Below are 14751 nucleotides of genomic sequence, written 5' to 3'. Positions count from 1 at the left end.
ATGCGCATTGTCGGCGGTGAGTTTCGCGGCCGGGTGCTGGCCGCGCCGCGCACGGACGCCATACGTCCGACCACCGACCGCACCCGCGAGGCCCTGTTCAACATTCTGGAGCACCGTTTCGCCGACCGGCTTGCCGGCGCGCGGGTGCTCGATCTGTTCGCCGGCACCGGCGCGCTGGGGATCGAGGCCTTGTCGCGTGGCGCCGCCTTTGCCCTGTTCATCGAGGAGACGGCCGCTGCCCGCGGGCTGATCCGCACCAATGTCGAAACCCTCGCACTGCAGGGGCGCAGCAAGATTTTTCGCCGCGACGCCACCAGGCTTGGCGATGCGGGCACGATGCAGCCTTTCGATCTGGTTCTGGCCGACCCACCCTATGGCAAGGGATTTGGCGAAAGGGCGCTCGCCGCCGCGCTTGCCGGCGGCTGGCTGTCGCCCGGCGCGCTCGTCATGGTCGAGGAGGCGGCCGCCTCGCCATTCCAGCCTCCTGCCGGCTTCACGCTCATCGAGCGGCGCGAATACGGCACCTCTTGCGCGAGCTTTGCGGTACGCGCCTGAGTTTCGTCACTTTTGCGCCGATAGCTTCCGCTCGTCACGTGCGCATGCCATGCTGCGCTGGTTGCTGAACCGAACGATACGGGATTGCTTTATGAGATACTCACTCGCGGCTGCCGCGCGCCGGGCGGCATTCGCCGGTTTCCTTTCCCTGGCCGCGGCGTCGGTGGCGCTTGCGGCCGAAGCGGGCGGTGACGCCGCCGTCGCCAATTTCACCCTCGACAACGGTCTCGATGTGGTCGTCATACCCGATCACCGCGCCCCGGTCGTCACACACATGCTGTGGTACAAGGTGGGCAGCGCCGACGAGGATCCAGGCAAATCGGGCATCGCGCATTTCTTCGAACACCTGATGTTCAAGGGCACGGACACCTATCCCTCCGGTGAGTTCTCGCAGGCCGTCGCTGCTGTCGGCGGCAATGAGAACGCTTTCACCTCCTACGATTTCACCGCCTATTACCAGCAGGTTGCGCCCACGGAACTGGGCGACATGATGCGCTTCGAGGCCGACCGCATGCGCCATCTGGTGCTGTCGGAGGAAAATATCGAGACCGAGCGCCGGGTGGTGCTCGAGGAGCGCCGCCAGCGCACCGACAATGTGCCAGGCTCGATCCTCTCGGAAGAGCTGAACGCCACGCTCTACCAGAACCACCCCTATGGCATTCCCGTGATCGGCTGGCAGCGCGAGATCGAGGGCCTGACCCATGACGATCTGAAGGCCTTCTACGACCGCTACTACACGCCCAACAACGCCATTCTGGTGGTGGCGGGCGATGTCGAAGCCGACACCGTGCGCCAGCTGGCCGAGGACACTTATGGCAAGGTGGCGCGCGGCCCCGATTTGCCGCCGCGCGCCCGGCCGATGGAGCCGGATCAGAAGACGGCCCGCACCGTCACGTTCAGCGATCCCCGCGTCAGCGTTCCGAACCTCTCCATCAACTGGTTCGCGCCATCTCACCGCACCGCGAAGAAGGGCGAGTTCGAAGCGCTTGCCATTCTCTCGCAGGTGCTGGGCGAGGGGCTGCGCAGCCGTCTTTACCAGGAGCTTGTCGTCAAGCAGGGGATCGCCGCCAGCGCCGGCAGCTATTTGCAGGGCAACGCATACGACTACTCGGCCATCGGTGTTTACGGCGAGCCGCGCGGCGATGCCGATCTGGCCGCCGTCGAGGAGGCGTTGAACAGGGAGATCGCCCGCATCAAGACCGACGGCATCACCGCCGAGGAACTGGAGACCGCCCGGACGAAGATCCTGCGCGACCAGGTCTTCCTGCGCGACAGCCAGGTGCGCAGCGCCAATCTGTTCGGTTCGACGCTGGCGACGGGTGGTTCGGTCGATGATATCACCGGGCTTCCCGAGCGGCTTGCCGCCGTCACCGTCGACCAGGTGCAGGCTGCCGCCCAGCGCTATCTGGACCTGTCGCACGCGGTCAAGGGATACCTTCTGCCCGCCGAGGAGAAGCGCTCATGATACCCGCCGCATTTTCATCAGCAGGATTTTTCATGCGCAGTTTCTCTACCGCCGCGACGCTTCTCGCGTTGATCATCGTTCTTGCCCTGCCGGCCCGTGCGGCGGTCGAGATCCAGGATGTCACCTCCGACAGGGGCGTGACCGCCTGGCTGGTCGAAGACCATTCGCTGCCCATCATCACCTTCCAGTTCGCCTTCAAGAGCGGCACGGTACAGGATCCGCAGGGCAAGGAGGGCATGGCCAATCTGATGGCCGGCCTGTTCGACGAGGGCGCCGGCGACCTGACCTTCGACGTGTTCCAGAAGCGGCTCGAGGAACTCGGCGCCGAAATGTCCTTCCAGGCCGGCTCCGACACCATCATCGGCCAGATCCGCATGCTCGCCGAAAACAGCGACGCCGTGCTCGATCTCCTGCATCTGGCCGTCACCCGTCCGCGCTTCGATGCCGATCCCGTCGAGCGCATCCGCTCGCAGATCGCCGTCGGGATCCGCTCCGACGAGCGCAACCCGAACAAGCAGGGATACCGCGCGCTCGAGCAGGCGGTTTATGGCGATCATCCCTATGCGCGCCCCGACGAGGGGACGCTTGAAAGCCTCGCCAGCATCACGCCCGACGATCTGAAGACATTCCACGCTCGCGTTTTCGCCCGTTCGAACCTGACCGTCGGCGTGGTCGGCGCGATCGACGCGGCGGCGCTCGGGGCCGCGCTCGACAAGGTGTTCGGCGACTTGCCGGAAGACGCGCAACTGACGCCGGTCGAAACGATGCAGCCGAAGCTCGACCAGGAAGTGCGGGTCGATTATCCGCTGCCGCAATCGACGTTGCAACTCGTCTACCCGGGCATCGAGCGCGATGATCCCGAATTCTTCGCCGCCTATCTGATGAACCAGATTCTCGGCGGCGGGACCTTCTCCTCGCGTCTGTTCAACGAAGTGCGCGAAAAGCGCGGTCTGGCCTATGGCGCGACGTCCTATCTCAACAGCCGCGACTATGCGCAGACGCTGGCCATCCAGACCGCGACCAGCTCGGAGCAGGCGGGTGCTGCCCTGACGGTGATCGGCGATGTCGTGGACGGCATGCGCGACGAGGGACCGACGCAGAAGGAACTGGACGAGGCCAAGACCTATGTCATCGGCTCCTATCCGATCAACAATCTCGATTCGTCGACGGCGATCGCCCGCACGCTGGTTGGCCTGCAGCAGGACGATCTGGGCATCGACTACATCCAGCGCCGCGCCGATCTGATCAACGCCGTCACGCTGGACGATGTCAAGAAGGCCGCGCAGCGCCTTTTGAGCGCCAAGCCGGCCATGCTGGTGATCGGGCCTGCGGGTCAGAACGGGGGCTAGCGTCATGCAGGCGGCAAGCGGCAGCGGCAAGGCGGCAGCGGTTTCAAGCGATGGGCTGAGCTTCGCCGTCGCGCTCGGCGGCGGTGGCGCGCGCGGGCTGGCCCATATCCACGTCATCGAGGTCCTGGACGAGCTCGGCATCCGGCCGACAGTCATCGCCGGGTCCTCCATCGGTGCGCTGATGGGGGCGGGATTTGCCGCCGGCATGCGCGGCAAGGACATCCACGCCCATGCGCGCGCCATCCTCGGCAGCCGCGCCGAGGTGGCCAGCCGCCTGTGGCGGGCGCGGCCGGGCAATTTTTCCGAAATGGTCGAAGGCGGCTTCCGCTTCGGTCAGTTCAACGCCGAACGCATCATCAAGACGTTCCTGCCACCGGCCGTCCCGGACACTTTCGAGGAACTGACGATCCCCTTGCGGGTCACGGCAACCGACTATTACGGCCATGAGCTGGCGGTGCTCGACCGCGGCCCCCTGTGCCAGGCGCTGGCCGCCTCGGCGGCGATCCCGGCCGTCTTCCGTCCGGTCGAGCGCAACGGACGCACGCTGATCGACGGCGGCATCTACAACCCCGTGCCCTTCGACCTGATCGAGGGCGAGGCGGACATACTGATTGCCGTCGATGTGGTCGGCGCTCCCGTCGACACGGGCGGCAAGCCGCCGACCTCGATCGAACTGATGTTCGGTTCCAGCCAGCTGATGATGCAGTCGATCACCGCCATGAAGCTGTCGCAGAAGCATCCCGACATTCTCATCCGCCCCGCCGTGTCGCGTTTCCGCGTGCTCGATTTCATGAAGATCGACGCGATCCTGGCCGAAACCGCGGCGATCCGCGACGAGTTGAAGCGGGCGATCGATACCGCCGTCGCGCGGCTCGAGAAAGCGTAGGGGCTTTTCGCGGGCTGCGGGTCCGGGTCACGATGTGCGATGCACGCCGATGCCGGTTGTGTCTGATCTTGCGGCAACCGCGTTGTGCGTGGTTCGACAAGCTCACCATGAGAGCGATTGAGCTTGGCATGGAGCCTCAATTCGAGACGCTGCAGATGGGCCTGCCATGCAACCAGATGTCCTCCTCATGGTGAGCTTGTCGAACCACGCGCCGGGTCAGTGCAAATGCTCTAATTCCCCAACGTTTCCTTAGCCTCTTCTGGTGTTTCCCGGTCGAGGCGGCGGGCCTCGCGGTTTGGCTTGACCAGCGGTTCGGGCGTCACCGGCCGCACGCGCATCTTGTCGTTGCCGGCATAGATGCCTTCGACCGCCTGGATCGCCAGCCGTTCATCGTCGCGCCGCCGCACATCCTCGATGATGTCGCGGGCGACGTCCTCGCTGGAGCCGAGCGCCTGCAATGTCCTGCAGCCGAACATCAGCGCCGATTCGGAGGTCTCGCGGATTTCATACTCGACATCGCGGTTGCGCAGCGACAGCGTGTGCGCCCGGTCGTAGGAGCGCACATAGAGCCTTACATGCGGATATTCGTCGCGGATCAGATTGACGATACGGTCGGTGGCGGCGACGCCGTTCGTGCACACGGCGACAAGCTTGGCGCGGCGGATGCCGGCGGCTTCCAGCACCTCCTTGCGCCGCCCATCGCCGAAATAGATGCGGAAGCCGAAGCGGCCCGCCGCCCGCACGCGATCGGCCGAATGGTCGATGATCGTCACGTCGGTTCCACCCGACAACAGCACCTGCGAGACGATCTGGCCGAAGCGTGAGAAGCCGATCATCATCACGTCTGAGCCGGCGCCGTCGAAATCCTCGTCCATCTCCTCTTTCGCTTCGCTGCGCCTCAGCATTTCTCCCAGGCGCACGGACAGGGGCGTCAACGCCATCGACACGGTGACGATGGCGATCAGCAGCGAGGCTGTCGACGAGGGAAAGATGAAGGCGGATGCTGCGGCGGTGAACAGCACGAAGCCGAACTCGCCGCCTTGCGGCAGGAGCGCAGCCACGCGCAGCGCGTCATTGTGCTCGCTGCCGGAAATGCGGCAGAGCGCAAAGAGGATCAGCGCCTTGACGAGCATCAGGATCGGCACGGCGATGAGGATCATCAGCCAGTTTTCGCTGATGATGCCGAGGTCGAGGGACAGGCCGATGGCCATGAAGAACAGGCCGAGCAAGAGGCCGCGGAATGGTTCGATGTCGGCTTCCAGCTCGTGCCGGAAGGAGGATTCTGCCAGCAATACGCCGGCGATGAAGGCGCCGAGCGCCATGGAAAGCCCGGCGATCTGCATCAGCGTGGCCGATCCGAGCACCACCAGAAGCGCGGCGGCGATCATCACTTCCTTGGCGCCCGTATTGGCGATGATGCGGAACAGCGGGTTGAGCAGGTAGCGGCCGGCGACGATCAGTGCCGCGATGCTGCCCAGCGCCAGAAGGAAACGCTCGCCGCTGATCGCCTCCGCGCCCTCGCCGCCGGGCGACAGAAGGGGGATGAGCGCCAGAAGCGGCGCGATGGCCATATCCTGGAACAGCAGGATGGAGAACGATGTCTGACCATAGTGCCGGTTGAGCGCACCCTGCGCTTCCAGCGTCTGCACGGAGAAGGCGGTCGACGACAGGGCGAGGCCGAAGCCGATGACGAAGGCCGCGCCATAGGAGAGGCCGGCCAGAACCACGCCGATCAGCGCCAGCGCCGTGCCCGTCACCAGCACCTGCGCCAGCCCGAGGCCGAAAATGCTGCGCCGCATGGCCCACAGCCTGGCGGGTTTCAGTTCGAGACCGATGATGAACAGCAGGAAGACCACGCCAAGCTCGGCCACGTGCAGCAATTCGCGGCCATCGACGATCAGCCGCGCCACCGGGCCGATGGCGATGCCGGCGGCGAGGTAACCGAGAATCGTGCCAAGCCCGATGCGCTTGAACAGCGGTGCGGCGACGACGGCTCCGGCAAGCAGAAGCAGCGGTTCATAATAGAGTGGCGCAGCCTCGACAGCCATCAGCGCTCCGTTCGTGTTTGATGAAAAGCACCCGCACCATTGCACATATGTCGGGCGAATCATAAATGGAAGCAAGGTGCAGCCTGTATCAGCCTTCCAGGCGCAATGATTTTCTCCAGCCAGAGCGCCGTGTGTCCTCCAGACGCGACACAAGGATGCTCTGTCTTTTTGTCTTTCCGCATTCATGCGGACGCCAGGTGATTCAACCTGGTGGCTCAAACGCGTAAGGATATCGATGACGGTGAACTCTGAACGACGGCATCTGGTCGACCGTGTGGCCGCCCTGGTCGAGGCGGCGCAGAAGGCCGGAGCGGATGCCGCCGACGCTGTCGTCGTGCGGGCGCGCTCGAAGAGCGTTTCCGTGCGTCTCGGCAAGGTCGAGGGCACGGAGGCGTCGGAAAGCGATGACATGTCGCTGCGCGTTTTCGTCGGCGCGCGCGTGGCCAGCGTCTCGGCGCCGGCCAATGCCGATCCGGCGCCGCTGGCCGAGCGTGCCGTCGCCATGGCCCGTGTCTCGCCGGAGGATCCCTATCAGGGACTGGCCGACCCGGCGGCCCTGGCGCGCCAACCGGCCGATCTGGAGCTCTTCGACAGCACGGACATATCGTCCGACCGGCTGAAGGAGGACGCGCTGGCCGCCGAGGAGGCGGCGCTGGCCGTCACGGGCGTGACCAACTCCTCCGGCAGCGGCGCCAGCGCGGGTTCGGGCGGGCTGGTTCTCGCCACCTCCGACGGCTTCGTCGGCCAGTATGAGGCGACGCGGTTCTCCCGCTCCGTCAGCGTCATCGCCGGCGAGGGCACCGGCATGGAGCGCGACTATGACTATTCCTCGCGCCTGCATTTTGCCGATCTCGATGCGCCGGCCGAGATCGGCCGGCGCGCCGGCGAGCGTGCCGTCAAGCGGCTGAACGCCCGCAAGGTCGAAACCGGACAGTTTCCGGTCATCTACGATCCGCGCGTGGCGCGCGGCATCGTCGGCCACCTGGCCTCGGCCATCAACGGTGCCTCGGTGGCGCGCAAATCGAGCTTCCTGCGCGAGATGATGGGCAGGAAGATTGCCGCTGCCGGCATCACGGTGACGGATGATCCAGCCCGCAGGCGCGGCCAGTCCTCGCGCCCTTTCGACGGTGAGGGCGTGGCCGGTGAACACGTGACGATGGTCGAGGACGGGGTGCTGAAGCACTGGTTCCTCTCCACCTCGGCGGCGCGCCAACTGGGCCTTCCCGGCACCAATGGGCGTGGCGTGCGCGGCGCGTCCTCCGTTTCACCGTCCTCCACCAATCTCGCGCTGGAACCCGGCACAAGCACGCCGCAAGCGTTGATCGGCGGCATCAGGGCCGGCTTCTACGTGACCGAGGTCTTCGGCCAGGGCGTCGATCTCGTCACCGGTGAATACAGCCGCGGCGCCGCCGGCTTCTGGATCGAGAATGGCCAACTCGCCTATCCGGTGGCTGAAGTCACGGTCGCCTCCAATCTGAAAGACATGTTCCTTCGGATGATTCCGGCCAGCGATCTCGACCGCAATTTCAGCACCGCCGCGCCGACCCTTCTGATCGAGGGCATGACGCTTGCCGGAAAATGAAGCAGCGCACGCCTCGTTCGAGGAAGATCTGATCCTGATCGCCGATGCGGCGCGCGAGGCGGGCCGGATCGCGATCAAGTATTTCCGCCATGATCCCGAGGTCTGGTGGAAGGACGGCAAGTCGCCGGTGAGCGAGGCCGACCTGGCGGTCGACCGCTTTCTGCGCGAGAGGCTGCTGGCCGCGCGCCCGTCCTATGGCTGGCTTTCGGAGGAGACCGCCGGGTCTCCCGAGCGTCTTTCCGCCGAGCGCGTCTTCATCGTCGATCCGATCGACGGCACGCGCGCCTTCATCGACGGTCGGCCGACCTGGTGCGTCAGCATCGCCGTGGTGCGGCAGGGGCAAAGCGTTGCCGGCGTCCTCGATTGTCCGGCGCTCGATGAAATCTACACCGCGTCGCGCGGTGCCGGTGCCTTCATGAATGGCCGGCGCATCGGCGTGAAGGCGCCGACGGGACAGTTCGTGATCGCCGGTCCGAAAGCCATGCTCGAGAACCTGCCGGCGGCAACGGCCGCAAAGACCAGCCCGCATGGCTACGTGCCCTCGCTTGCCTATCGCATCGCCATGGTGGCGCATGGCGCGCTGGACGCCACATTCGTCAAGCCGAATTCCCATGACTGGGACATTGCCGCCGCCGACTTGATCCTCGAGGAAGCGGGAGGGTTGATGCTGAACGCACAAGGCAAACCGCCACGGCTCGCGGGAGCGGACCCGCGGCACGGAGCGCTCGCCGCCGGCAGTCGACCCCTGCTCACCGAGATGGCAGCCGTCATCGCCGATCCGGATCATCGAGAAGCCGGGGGCGGGGGGTTCTAAACGGTTTCAAAATTGCCGGAATTATTCTACACGGGCGTGTAGCGATTTGCGCACCACAGCATTTTCATTGCAAACGGGCTTGATCATGGCCGAAGAGAACGAGAAGTCGCAGCTTTTGCATCTGGTGATCGGTGGCGAATTGTCGTCGCTGTCCGGCATCACTTTCCGCGATCTCGATGCGCTCGACATTGTCGGGGTTTATCCGGATTACAAATCCGCCGAGAAGGCGTGGCGGGCGAAGGCGCAGGAAACCGTGGACAACGCGCATATGCGCTATTTCATCGTTCACCTGCATCGCCTGCTCGATCCCGGTGCCGGTCAGGTTCAGGGATAACGAAGGTCAACTCATGGGAAACAAGGCGACCGCGCCGTCGCATACCGTCAACGTTGAGCGGAAGAGGTCGGGTGCGCGCCCCATGAAGGGCTTATGGCGCCGCATCCGCAAGCCGCTTGCCAAGTCGCGCTTTGTAAAGCAGGCGCTGGCAACGGTCATGGCAGGTGCGATCCGCTTCATCAACCGCACCAATCCGCGCGTCGCCGGTTCCCATGATCTGCAGCCGGCCATCGCCGAATACTCGCCGGCCATCGCCGCCTTGTGGCATGGTCAGCACCTGATGGGCCCGGCGATCAACCCGCGCAAGCACAGGATCGTCGCGCTGTTCTCGCGCAGCGCCGATGCCGAACTGAATGCGCTCGTCGCTGAAAAGCTCGGCTTCGGCATCGTCCGTGGTTCGGGCGGCCGCAAGGGCGAGCGCGACAGCCGCAAGGGCGGCGCCTCGGCATTGATTGCCTTGAAAAAGACCATCGATCGTGGCTGCAATGTCGCGATGATCGCAGACATTCCCCATGGCACCCCCCGGCAGGCAGGACTGGGCATCGTCACGCTGGCGCGCATTTCCGGCAGGCCCATCGTGCCGGTCGCCATCGCCACCAGCCGGCGCAAGGTTCTCGAGAAGACCTGGGACAAGACCACCATCAACCTGCCGTTCGGCCGCAGCGCCGTTATTCTCGGCGAGCCGATCCATGTCGATGCCGACGCGGACGAGGCGCTGATGGAAGAGAAGCGCCAGCAGGTGACCGCATCCTTGAACGAAGCCACGCGGCAGGCATACCTCCTCGTCGACGGCCATTGAACGATGAGTGAACGTTGGGCGCGGGCCATTCTCACGACTTACCGCTGGGCGGGTGCCGCGGCCTTTCCGATGATCGGCGGCTACATCGTCTGGCGTGCGGGCAAGGGCAAGGAAGATCGCGTCCGCCGCCACGAACGCTACGGCCAGGCCGGGCGGCCACGCCCCGAGGGCCCGCTCATCTGGATGCATGCGGCCAGCGTCGGCGAGACGGTGGCCGTCATTGGCCTGATCGAGCATCTGCTCGGATACGGCATCAACATCGTGTTGACCACCGGCACGGTGACCTCGGCGAAGGTGGCCGATGAACGGCTCGACGAGCGCGTCATCCATCAATATGTGCCGCTCGACCTGAAACCCGCCGTCAGCCGTTTTCTCAATCACTGGCGGCCCGACCTGGCGATCATGGCCGAATCCGAAATCTGGCCGATGACCATCCTCGAACTCGGCGCGCGCCGCGTTCCGCAGGTTCTCGTCAACGGCCGGCTGTCCGACCGCTCCTTCGCCAGCTGGTGCAAGCGGCCTTATCTGGCCGAGGCGCTGTTCGAGAACCTCGCCCATGTGGTGGCCCAGTCCGAGGTCGATGGCGAGCGCTTCCGCACCTTGGGGGCGCGGCCGGTCACGGTCTCGGGAAACATGAAGGTCGACACCGCCGCGCCGCCCGTCGACAAGCCGTCGCTGGAGCGGCTGCAGCGCGCCATCGGGGCGCGCGAGACCTGGGCAGCCGTCTCCACCCATGAGGGCGAGGAAAAGATCGCCGCCGACGTGCAGCTCAAGCTCAAGCCCCGCCATCCCGACCTGCTGACCATCGTCGTGCCGCGCCATCCCGAGCGCTCCGGCGATCTCGAAAAGGAATTCAAGGCGCGCGGCCTGAAGGTCGCCAGGCGCAGCCGCAATGACCCGGTGACGCCCGACATCGACATCCTCCTCGGCGACACGATCGGCGAGATGGGCCTTTACCTGCGTTTGACGGAGATTGCTTTTGTCGGCCGCTCCCTGGTCCAGGAAGGCGGCCAGAACCCGATCGAGCCGGCCCGGCTGGGCACCGCGGTTCTGGCCGGCTGCAATGTGCAGAACTTCCGCGATGCCTATCGCCGGCTGATCGACAGCGGCGGCGCGCGGCTGGTGCGCGACGGCGAGATGCTGGCAGGCGGGGTCAATTTCCTGCTCAACAACCATGTCGCGCGCGGCGCCATGATCAAGGCCGGCCTGACCGCCGTCGAGGATATGTCCGGCGCCCTGAAGCGGACATTGCAGGCGCTCGATCCATACATTCATCCGCTGATTGTCAAAAGTCGTTTGGAAGACGACCATTTCTATGGCTAGCGAAGCACCTCCTTTCTGGTGGGAGGCGGCCGATTGGCGGGCCTGGTGTCTGTCGCCATTCTCGACGCTGTACGGCATGGTGGCCGGCTACCGCCTTGCGGCGGCCCGACGCACGCCGGTCGATGCGCCGGTTCTGTGTGTCGGCAATTTCACCGTCGGCGGCGAGGGCAAGACCCCGGTCGCCATCGCCCTGGCCAAACAGGCGGTGAAGGCCGGCCGCAAGCCCGGCTTCCTCTCGCGCGGCCATGGCGGCAGCCTGTCGAAACCGCACCTGGTCGACGCCAGGCACGATTCGGCCAGGCTCGTCGGCGACGAACCGCTGCTCCTGGCCCGCCGCGCGCCGACCGTGGTCACGCATGACCGGGCGGAAGGCGCACGTGTTCTGATCGAGGCCGGCTGCGATTTCATCATCATGGATGACGGGTTTCAAAGCGCCCGGATCCACATGGACTACGCTTTGATGGTCGTCGATGCGCGGCGCGGCCTGGGCAATGGCCATGTCATTCCCGGCGGCCCCTTGCGCGCGCCGCTGATCGACCAGTTGCGCCGCGCCGATGCGGTCCTGACCATGGGCGAGGGGGACGCCGCCGATCATGTGGTGCGCCGGGCCTCGCGCGCCGGCAAGCCGGTGTACGAGGCGCGCCTCAGAGCGCGCCGGGCGCGCGGCATCAAGGGCGGGCGCTTCCTCGCCTTCGCCGGCATCGGCAATCCGGCAAAATTCTTCGACAGCCTGCGCGAAGCGGGCGGCGCGGTGATCGAGACGCGCAGCTTTCCCGACCACCATCCGTTCGACGAGGAGGACGTGCGCGAACTCGAGCGCGCGGCGCAGGCGGCGGGCCTGGCGCTCATCACCACCGAAAAGGACCTGGTGCGGCTCGACCATGGCGCAGCCGCCATGCGGGAACTGGCCGAGCGCTGCCATGTGCTGGCGGTGGAGGCGGTGTTCGCCGCGCCCGACATGGCTGAGATCATCATCAATGCCGCCATCGAGGCGTGGCGCGAGCGCAGCCTGAAATAGGCGGGTCAGGTCCGCGCGCGCTTGCGCAGGTCCGGGTTCTCCTCCATCTCCCTGGCGAGCGAGGATTCGGCGTTGAGATAGGGTTCCTGCCGCGCGACGCTCCAATATTTGAGCTCGTCGAGCGGGATGGACTGCCCGGTCACCGCGCAGCGGACGAAGGCGCCGGGCGTCATGACCTGGAAATCGCCATCCAGATAACGGATGCGCGCCTCGCGCGCGCCGGAGCCTTCGAAACGGTTCATGTGCAGAGCCTCACTTCAATGCCGTTGCGCCACAATTCGGCGGCGGCGTCAAGTCACCGCACCAGCGCTGACCGCCGCTCACCGCCGGCCGAACAGCCGCTCGATGTCGGTCAGCTTCAATTCGATATAGGTCGGCCGGCCGTGATTGCAGGTGCCGGAGCCGGGTGTCGCCTCCATCTGGCGCAGCAGCGCGTTCATCTCCTCGGGCCTGAGCCGCCGGCCCGAGCGCACCGAGCCGTGGCAGGCCATGGTCGCGGCGATATGGTCGATGCGCTCCTTCAGCGTGTCGGCCGTGTCGTTCTCGGCGATCTCGTCGGCCAGATCGCGGACCAGTTGCGGCACGTCCACCGCGCCGAGCATGGAGGGCGTCTCGCGCACGGCGATGGCGCCCGGGCCGAACCGCTCCAGCCCCAGCCCGAACCGGGCGAGGAGCTCCGCATGGGATGCGACGCGCTCGGCGTCCTCCTCGGGCAGATCGACGATCTCCGGCATCAGCAGCATCTGCGCCGGCAGCGGGCGCGCATGCAGCGCCTCCTTCAGGGCCTCGTAGACCAGCCGCTCATGGGCGGCGTGCTGGTCGACGATGACCAGCGAATCCTCCGTCTGGGCGACGATGTAGTTTTCATGCACCTGCGCCCGCGCCGCGCCGAGCGGATTGCGCGTCAATTCGGCGGGCGCTTCCTCGACGCCGGCGCGCGCATCGGCGCTCAGCCCCGGCCCGACGTCGAAGGCGGCCTGCCGCGGGGCGGAAAAGCCGGAAACCGGCGCGGGCGCGCCATCCAGCGGACGTGAGGGGGAGGTCTCCCAGCGCCAGTCCTGTGCTGGCCTGCGGGCGAAGGAGCCGCCGTTCATTGCCGAGCCAGGGGTGTAGGCAGGGGCGGGGCCGGAGAAACCGCGCGCCGGCCGCTGGAAGGCGGCGAGCATGGCGTCGGCCCCGGAGGTCGAGGCGCGCATGCCGCTCCCTTCCAGCGCGTGGCGGATGGCGCCGACAATCAGCCCGCGCACCAGGCCGGGGTCGCGGAAGCGCACATCGGCCTTGGCCGGGTGGACGTTGACGTCGACCAGCGCCGGGTCGAGCGACAGGAACAGCGCCGCGACCGCATGCCGGTCGCGCGGCAGCACGTCCATATAGGCGCCGCGAATGGCGCCGGCGAGCAGCTTGTCGCGCACGGGTCGCCCGTTGACGTAGAAATATTGCTGCATCGCATTGCCGCGCGTAAACGAGGGGATGGAGACATGGCCGGTCAGGCTCACCCCCTCGCGCGCGGCATCGATGGCCAGCGTGTTCTCGGAAAATTCCTTGCCCATCACCTGGGCGATGCGGCGCAGGAGCCCGTCGCCATCGGCCGGCACGGCGGGCAGTTCCAGCACGCCGCGGTCGGTGCCCGACAGTGCGAAGCGCACCTGCGGGAAGGCCAGCGCCATGCGCCTGACGACCTCGCTGATGGCGGCGGTCTCGGCGCGCTCGCTCTTCATGAATTTCAGCCGGGCGGGCGTGGCGAAAAACAGGTCGCGCACCTCCACCGTGGTGCCCTGGTTGGCCGCCACCGGCCGGACCGGCGACACGCGCCCGCCCTCGACCGTGATCTCGGCGGCAGCGTCGGCGCCCGGCGGGCGCGAGCGCAGCGACAGCCTGGCCACCGAGCCGATGGACGGCAGCGCCTCGCCGCGAAAGCCCAGCGTGCGGATGTCGTGGATGTCCTCGGAAAGTTTCGACGTGCAATGGCGCGACACGGCGAGCGGCAATTCGCCGGCCGCCATGCCCGAGCCATTGTCGCTGACGCGCAGCAGGCTGAGCCCGCCGCCCGCCGTCGCCACCTCAACGCGCGAAGCGCCCGCATCGAGCGCGTTCTCGACAAGTTCCTTGACGACGCTCGCCGGCCGCTCGATGACTTCGCCGGCGGCGATCTGGTTGATGACGGTGTCGGAAAGCTGGCGAATGGTCATGGAGCGATTCTACGGGGATTCGGAAGCGATGCGAAGGGCGGGAAGGGGATGGCGGCCTCCTTCTCCCCACCTGTGGGGAGAAGGTCCCGGCAGGAGGATGAGGGGCGAGCGCCGGCGCATGGGTTTTCCCTTCATTGTTGCCTCTGCCAATGATGGCGCTCGCCTCTCATCCTCACCTTCTCCCCGCAGGCGGGGAGAAGGGCGCGCGGACGCCGGCACTCCCTCTGCGCCTGCCGGCGCAGCACCCCCCTCTGGTCTGCCGACCATCTCCCCCTCAAGGGGGGAGATCGGCTTGCAGGCATGTCGTGTGCTCCTGATTCCGGTGGCGATTGCGGAAAACACACCCGCCGCCAGGCATCTCCCCCTTGAGGGGGAGATGCCTGGCAAGG

General features: G+C 66.4%; 13 protein-coding genes. 10 read left to right on the top strand and 3 right to left on the bottom strand.

What is annotated here, in order from left to right; genetic code table 11:
• The 4 genes from rsmD (at position 1) to AB843_RS19625 (ending at position 4255) form a co-directional block, all read left to right on the top strand.
• Complete coding sequence (gene rsmD / locus AB843_RS19640; protein WP_048648605.1) at positions 1–555, top strand: 16S rRNA (guanine(966)-N(2))-methyltransferase RsmD; 555 nt, start codon at positions 1–3, stop codon at positions 553–555.
• 91 nt (positions 556–646) lie between these two features.
• On the top strand, positions 647–2020 hold the full coding sequence (locus AB843_RS19635) for a M16 family metallopeptidase (protein WP_048648604.1): 1374 nt from the start codon (positions 647–649) through the stop codon (positions 2018–2020).
• Positions 2021–2052: 32 nt separating this feature from the next.
• Positions 2053–3369: a M16 family metallopeptidase gene (locus AB843_RS19630; RefSeq protein ID WP_048648603.1), complete on the top strand. Its 1317-nt coding sequence runs from the start codon at positions 2053–2055 to the stop codon at positions 3367–3369.
• 4 nt (positions 3370–3373) lie between these two features.
• A complete protein-coding gene (locus AB843_RS19625; RefSeq protein ID WP_048648602.1) occupies positions 3374–4255 on the top strand; it encodes a patatin-like phospholipase family protein in 882 nt (293 codons plus the stop codon).
• Between the two features lie 230 nt (positions 4256–4485).
• Here AB843_RS19625 and AB843_RS19620 read toward each other — a convergent pair whose 3' ends face one another.
• Complete coding sequence (locus tag AB843_RS19620) at positions 4486–6303, bottom strand: monovalent cation:proton antiporter-2 (CPA2) family protein (protein ID WP_048648601.1); 1818 nt, start codon at positions 6301–6303, stop codon at positions 4486–4488.
• Between the two features lie 235 nt (positions 6304–6538).
• On the opposite strand from AB843_RS19620, the gene AB843_RS19615 reads away from it, so the two are divergent.
• From AB843_RS19615 to lpxK, 6 genes are all read left to right on the top strand, one after another.
• Positions 6539–7885, top strand: coding sequence for a TldD/PmbA family protein (locus tag AB843_RS19615; protein WP_048648600.1), 1347 nt, complete (start codon positions 6539–6541; stop codon positions 7883–7885).
• Positions 7872–8699 carry a 3'(2'),5'-bisphosphate nucleotidase CysQ gene (locus tag AB843_RS19610; RefSeq protein WP_048648599.1) on the top strand — a complete coding sequence of 276 codons (828 nt, stop codon included), beginning with the start codon at positions 7872–7874 and terminating at the stop codon, positions 8697–8699. Before AB843_RS19615 ends, AB843_RS19610 begins: the two co-directional genes overlap by 14 nt.
• A gap of 85 nt (positions 8700–8784) precedes the next feature.
• On the top strand, positions 8785–9033 hold the full coding sequence (locus AB843_RS19605; RefSeq protein WP_048648598.1) for a DUF4170 domain-containing protein: 249 nt from the start codon (positions 8785–8787) through the stop codon (positions 9031–9033).
• An 82-nt stretch (positions 9034–9115) separates the two neighbouring features.
• On the top strand, positions 9116–9832 hold the full coding sequence (locus tag AB843_RS19600) for a lysophospholipid acyltransferase family protein (protein ID WP_244468038.1): 717 nt from the start codon (positions 9116–9118) through the stop codon (positions 9830–9832).
• 3 nt (positions 9833–9835) lie between these two features.
• Positions 9836–11155 (top strand): lipid IV(A) 3-deoxy-D-manno-octulosonic acid transferase, encoded by a 1320-nt coding sequence (waaA, locus tag AB843_RS19595; RefSeq protein WP_048648596.1) that lies wholly within the window; start codon positions 9836–9838, stop codon positions 11153–11155.
• Positions 11148–12173, top strand: a complete 1026-nt coding sequence (gene lpxK / locus AB843_RS19590; protein WP_048648595.1) for a tetraacyldisaccharide 4'-kinase — start codon at positions 11148–11150, stop codon at positions 12171–12173. The genes waaA and lpxK overlap by 8 nt, the downstream gene beginning before the upstream one ends.
• A 5-nt stretch (positions 12174–12178) precedes the next feature.
• Here lpxK and AB843_RS19585 read toward each other — a convergent pair whose 3' ends face one another.
• Both AB843_RS19585 and mutL read right to left on the bottom strand, forming a co-directional pair.
• The gene (locus tag AB843_RS19585) at positions 12179–12415 is read right to left on the bottom strand and encodes a DUF2093 domain-containing protein (RefSeq protein WP_048648594.1); all 237 of its coding nucleotides are present in this window, start codon (positions 12413–12415) and stop codon (positions 12179–12181) included.
• A gap of 78 nt (positions 12416–12493) precedes the next feature.
• Positions 12494–14362 (bottom strand): DNA mismatch repair endonuclease MutL, encoded by a 1869-nt coding sequence (mutL, locus tag AB843_RS19580; protein WP_048648593.1) that lies wholly within the window; start codon positions 14360–14362, stop codon positions 12494–12496.
• Positions 14363–14751: the final 389 nt, after the last annotated feature.

The organism is Nitratireductor soli, assembly GCF_001050155.1.
GTDB lineage: Bacteria > Pseudomonadota > Alphaproteobacteria > Rhizobiales > Rhizobiaceae > Nitratireductor > Nitratireductor soli.
Note: the sequence above shows the minus strand (reverse complement) of the source record. Positions and strands in the feature narration are given on the sequence as shown.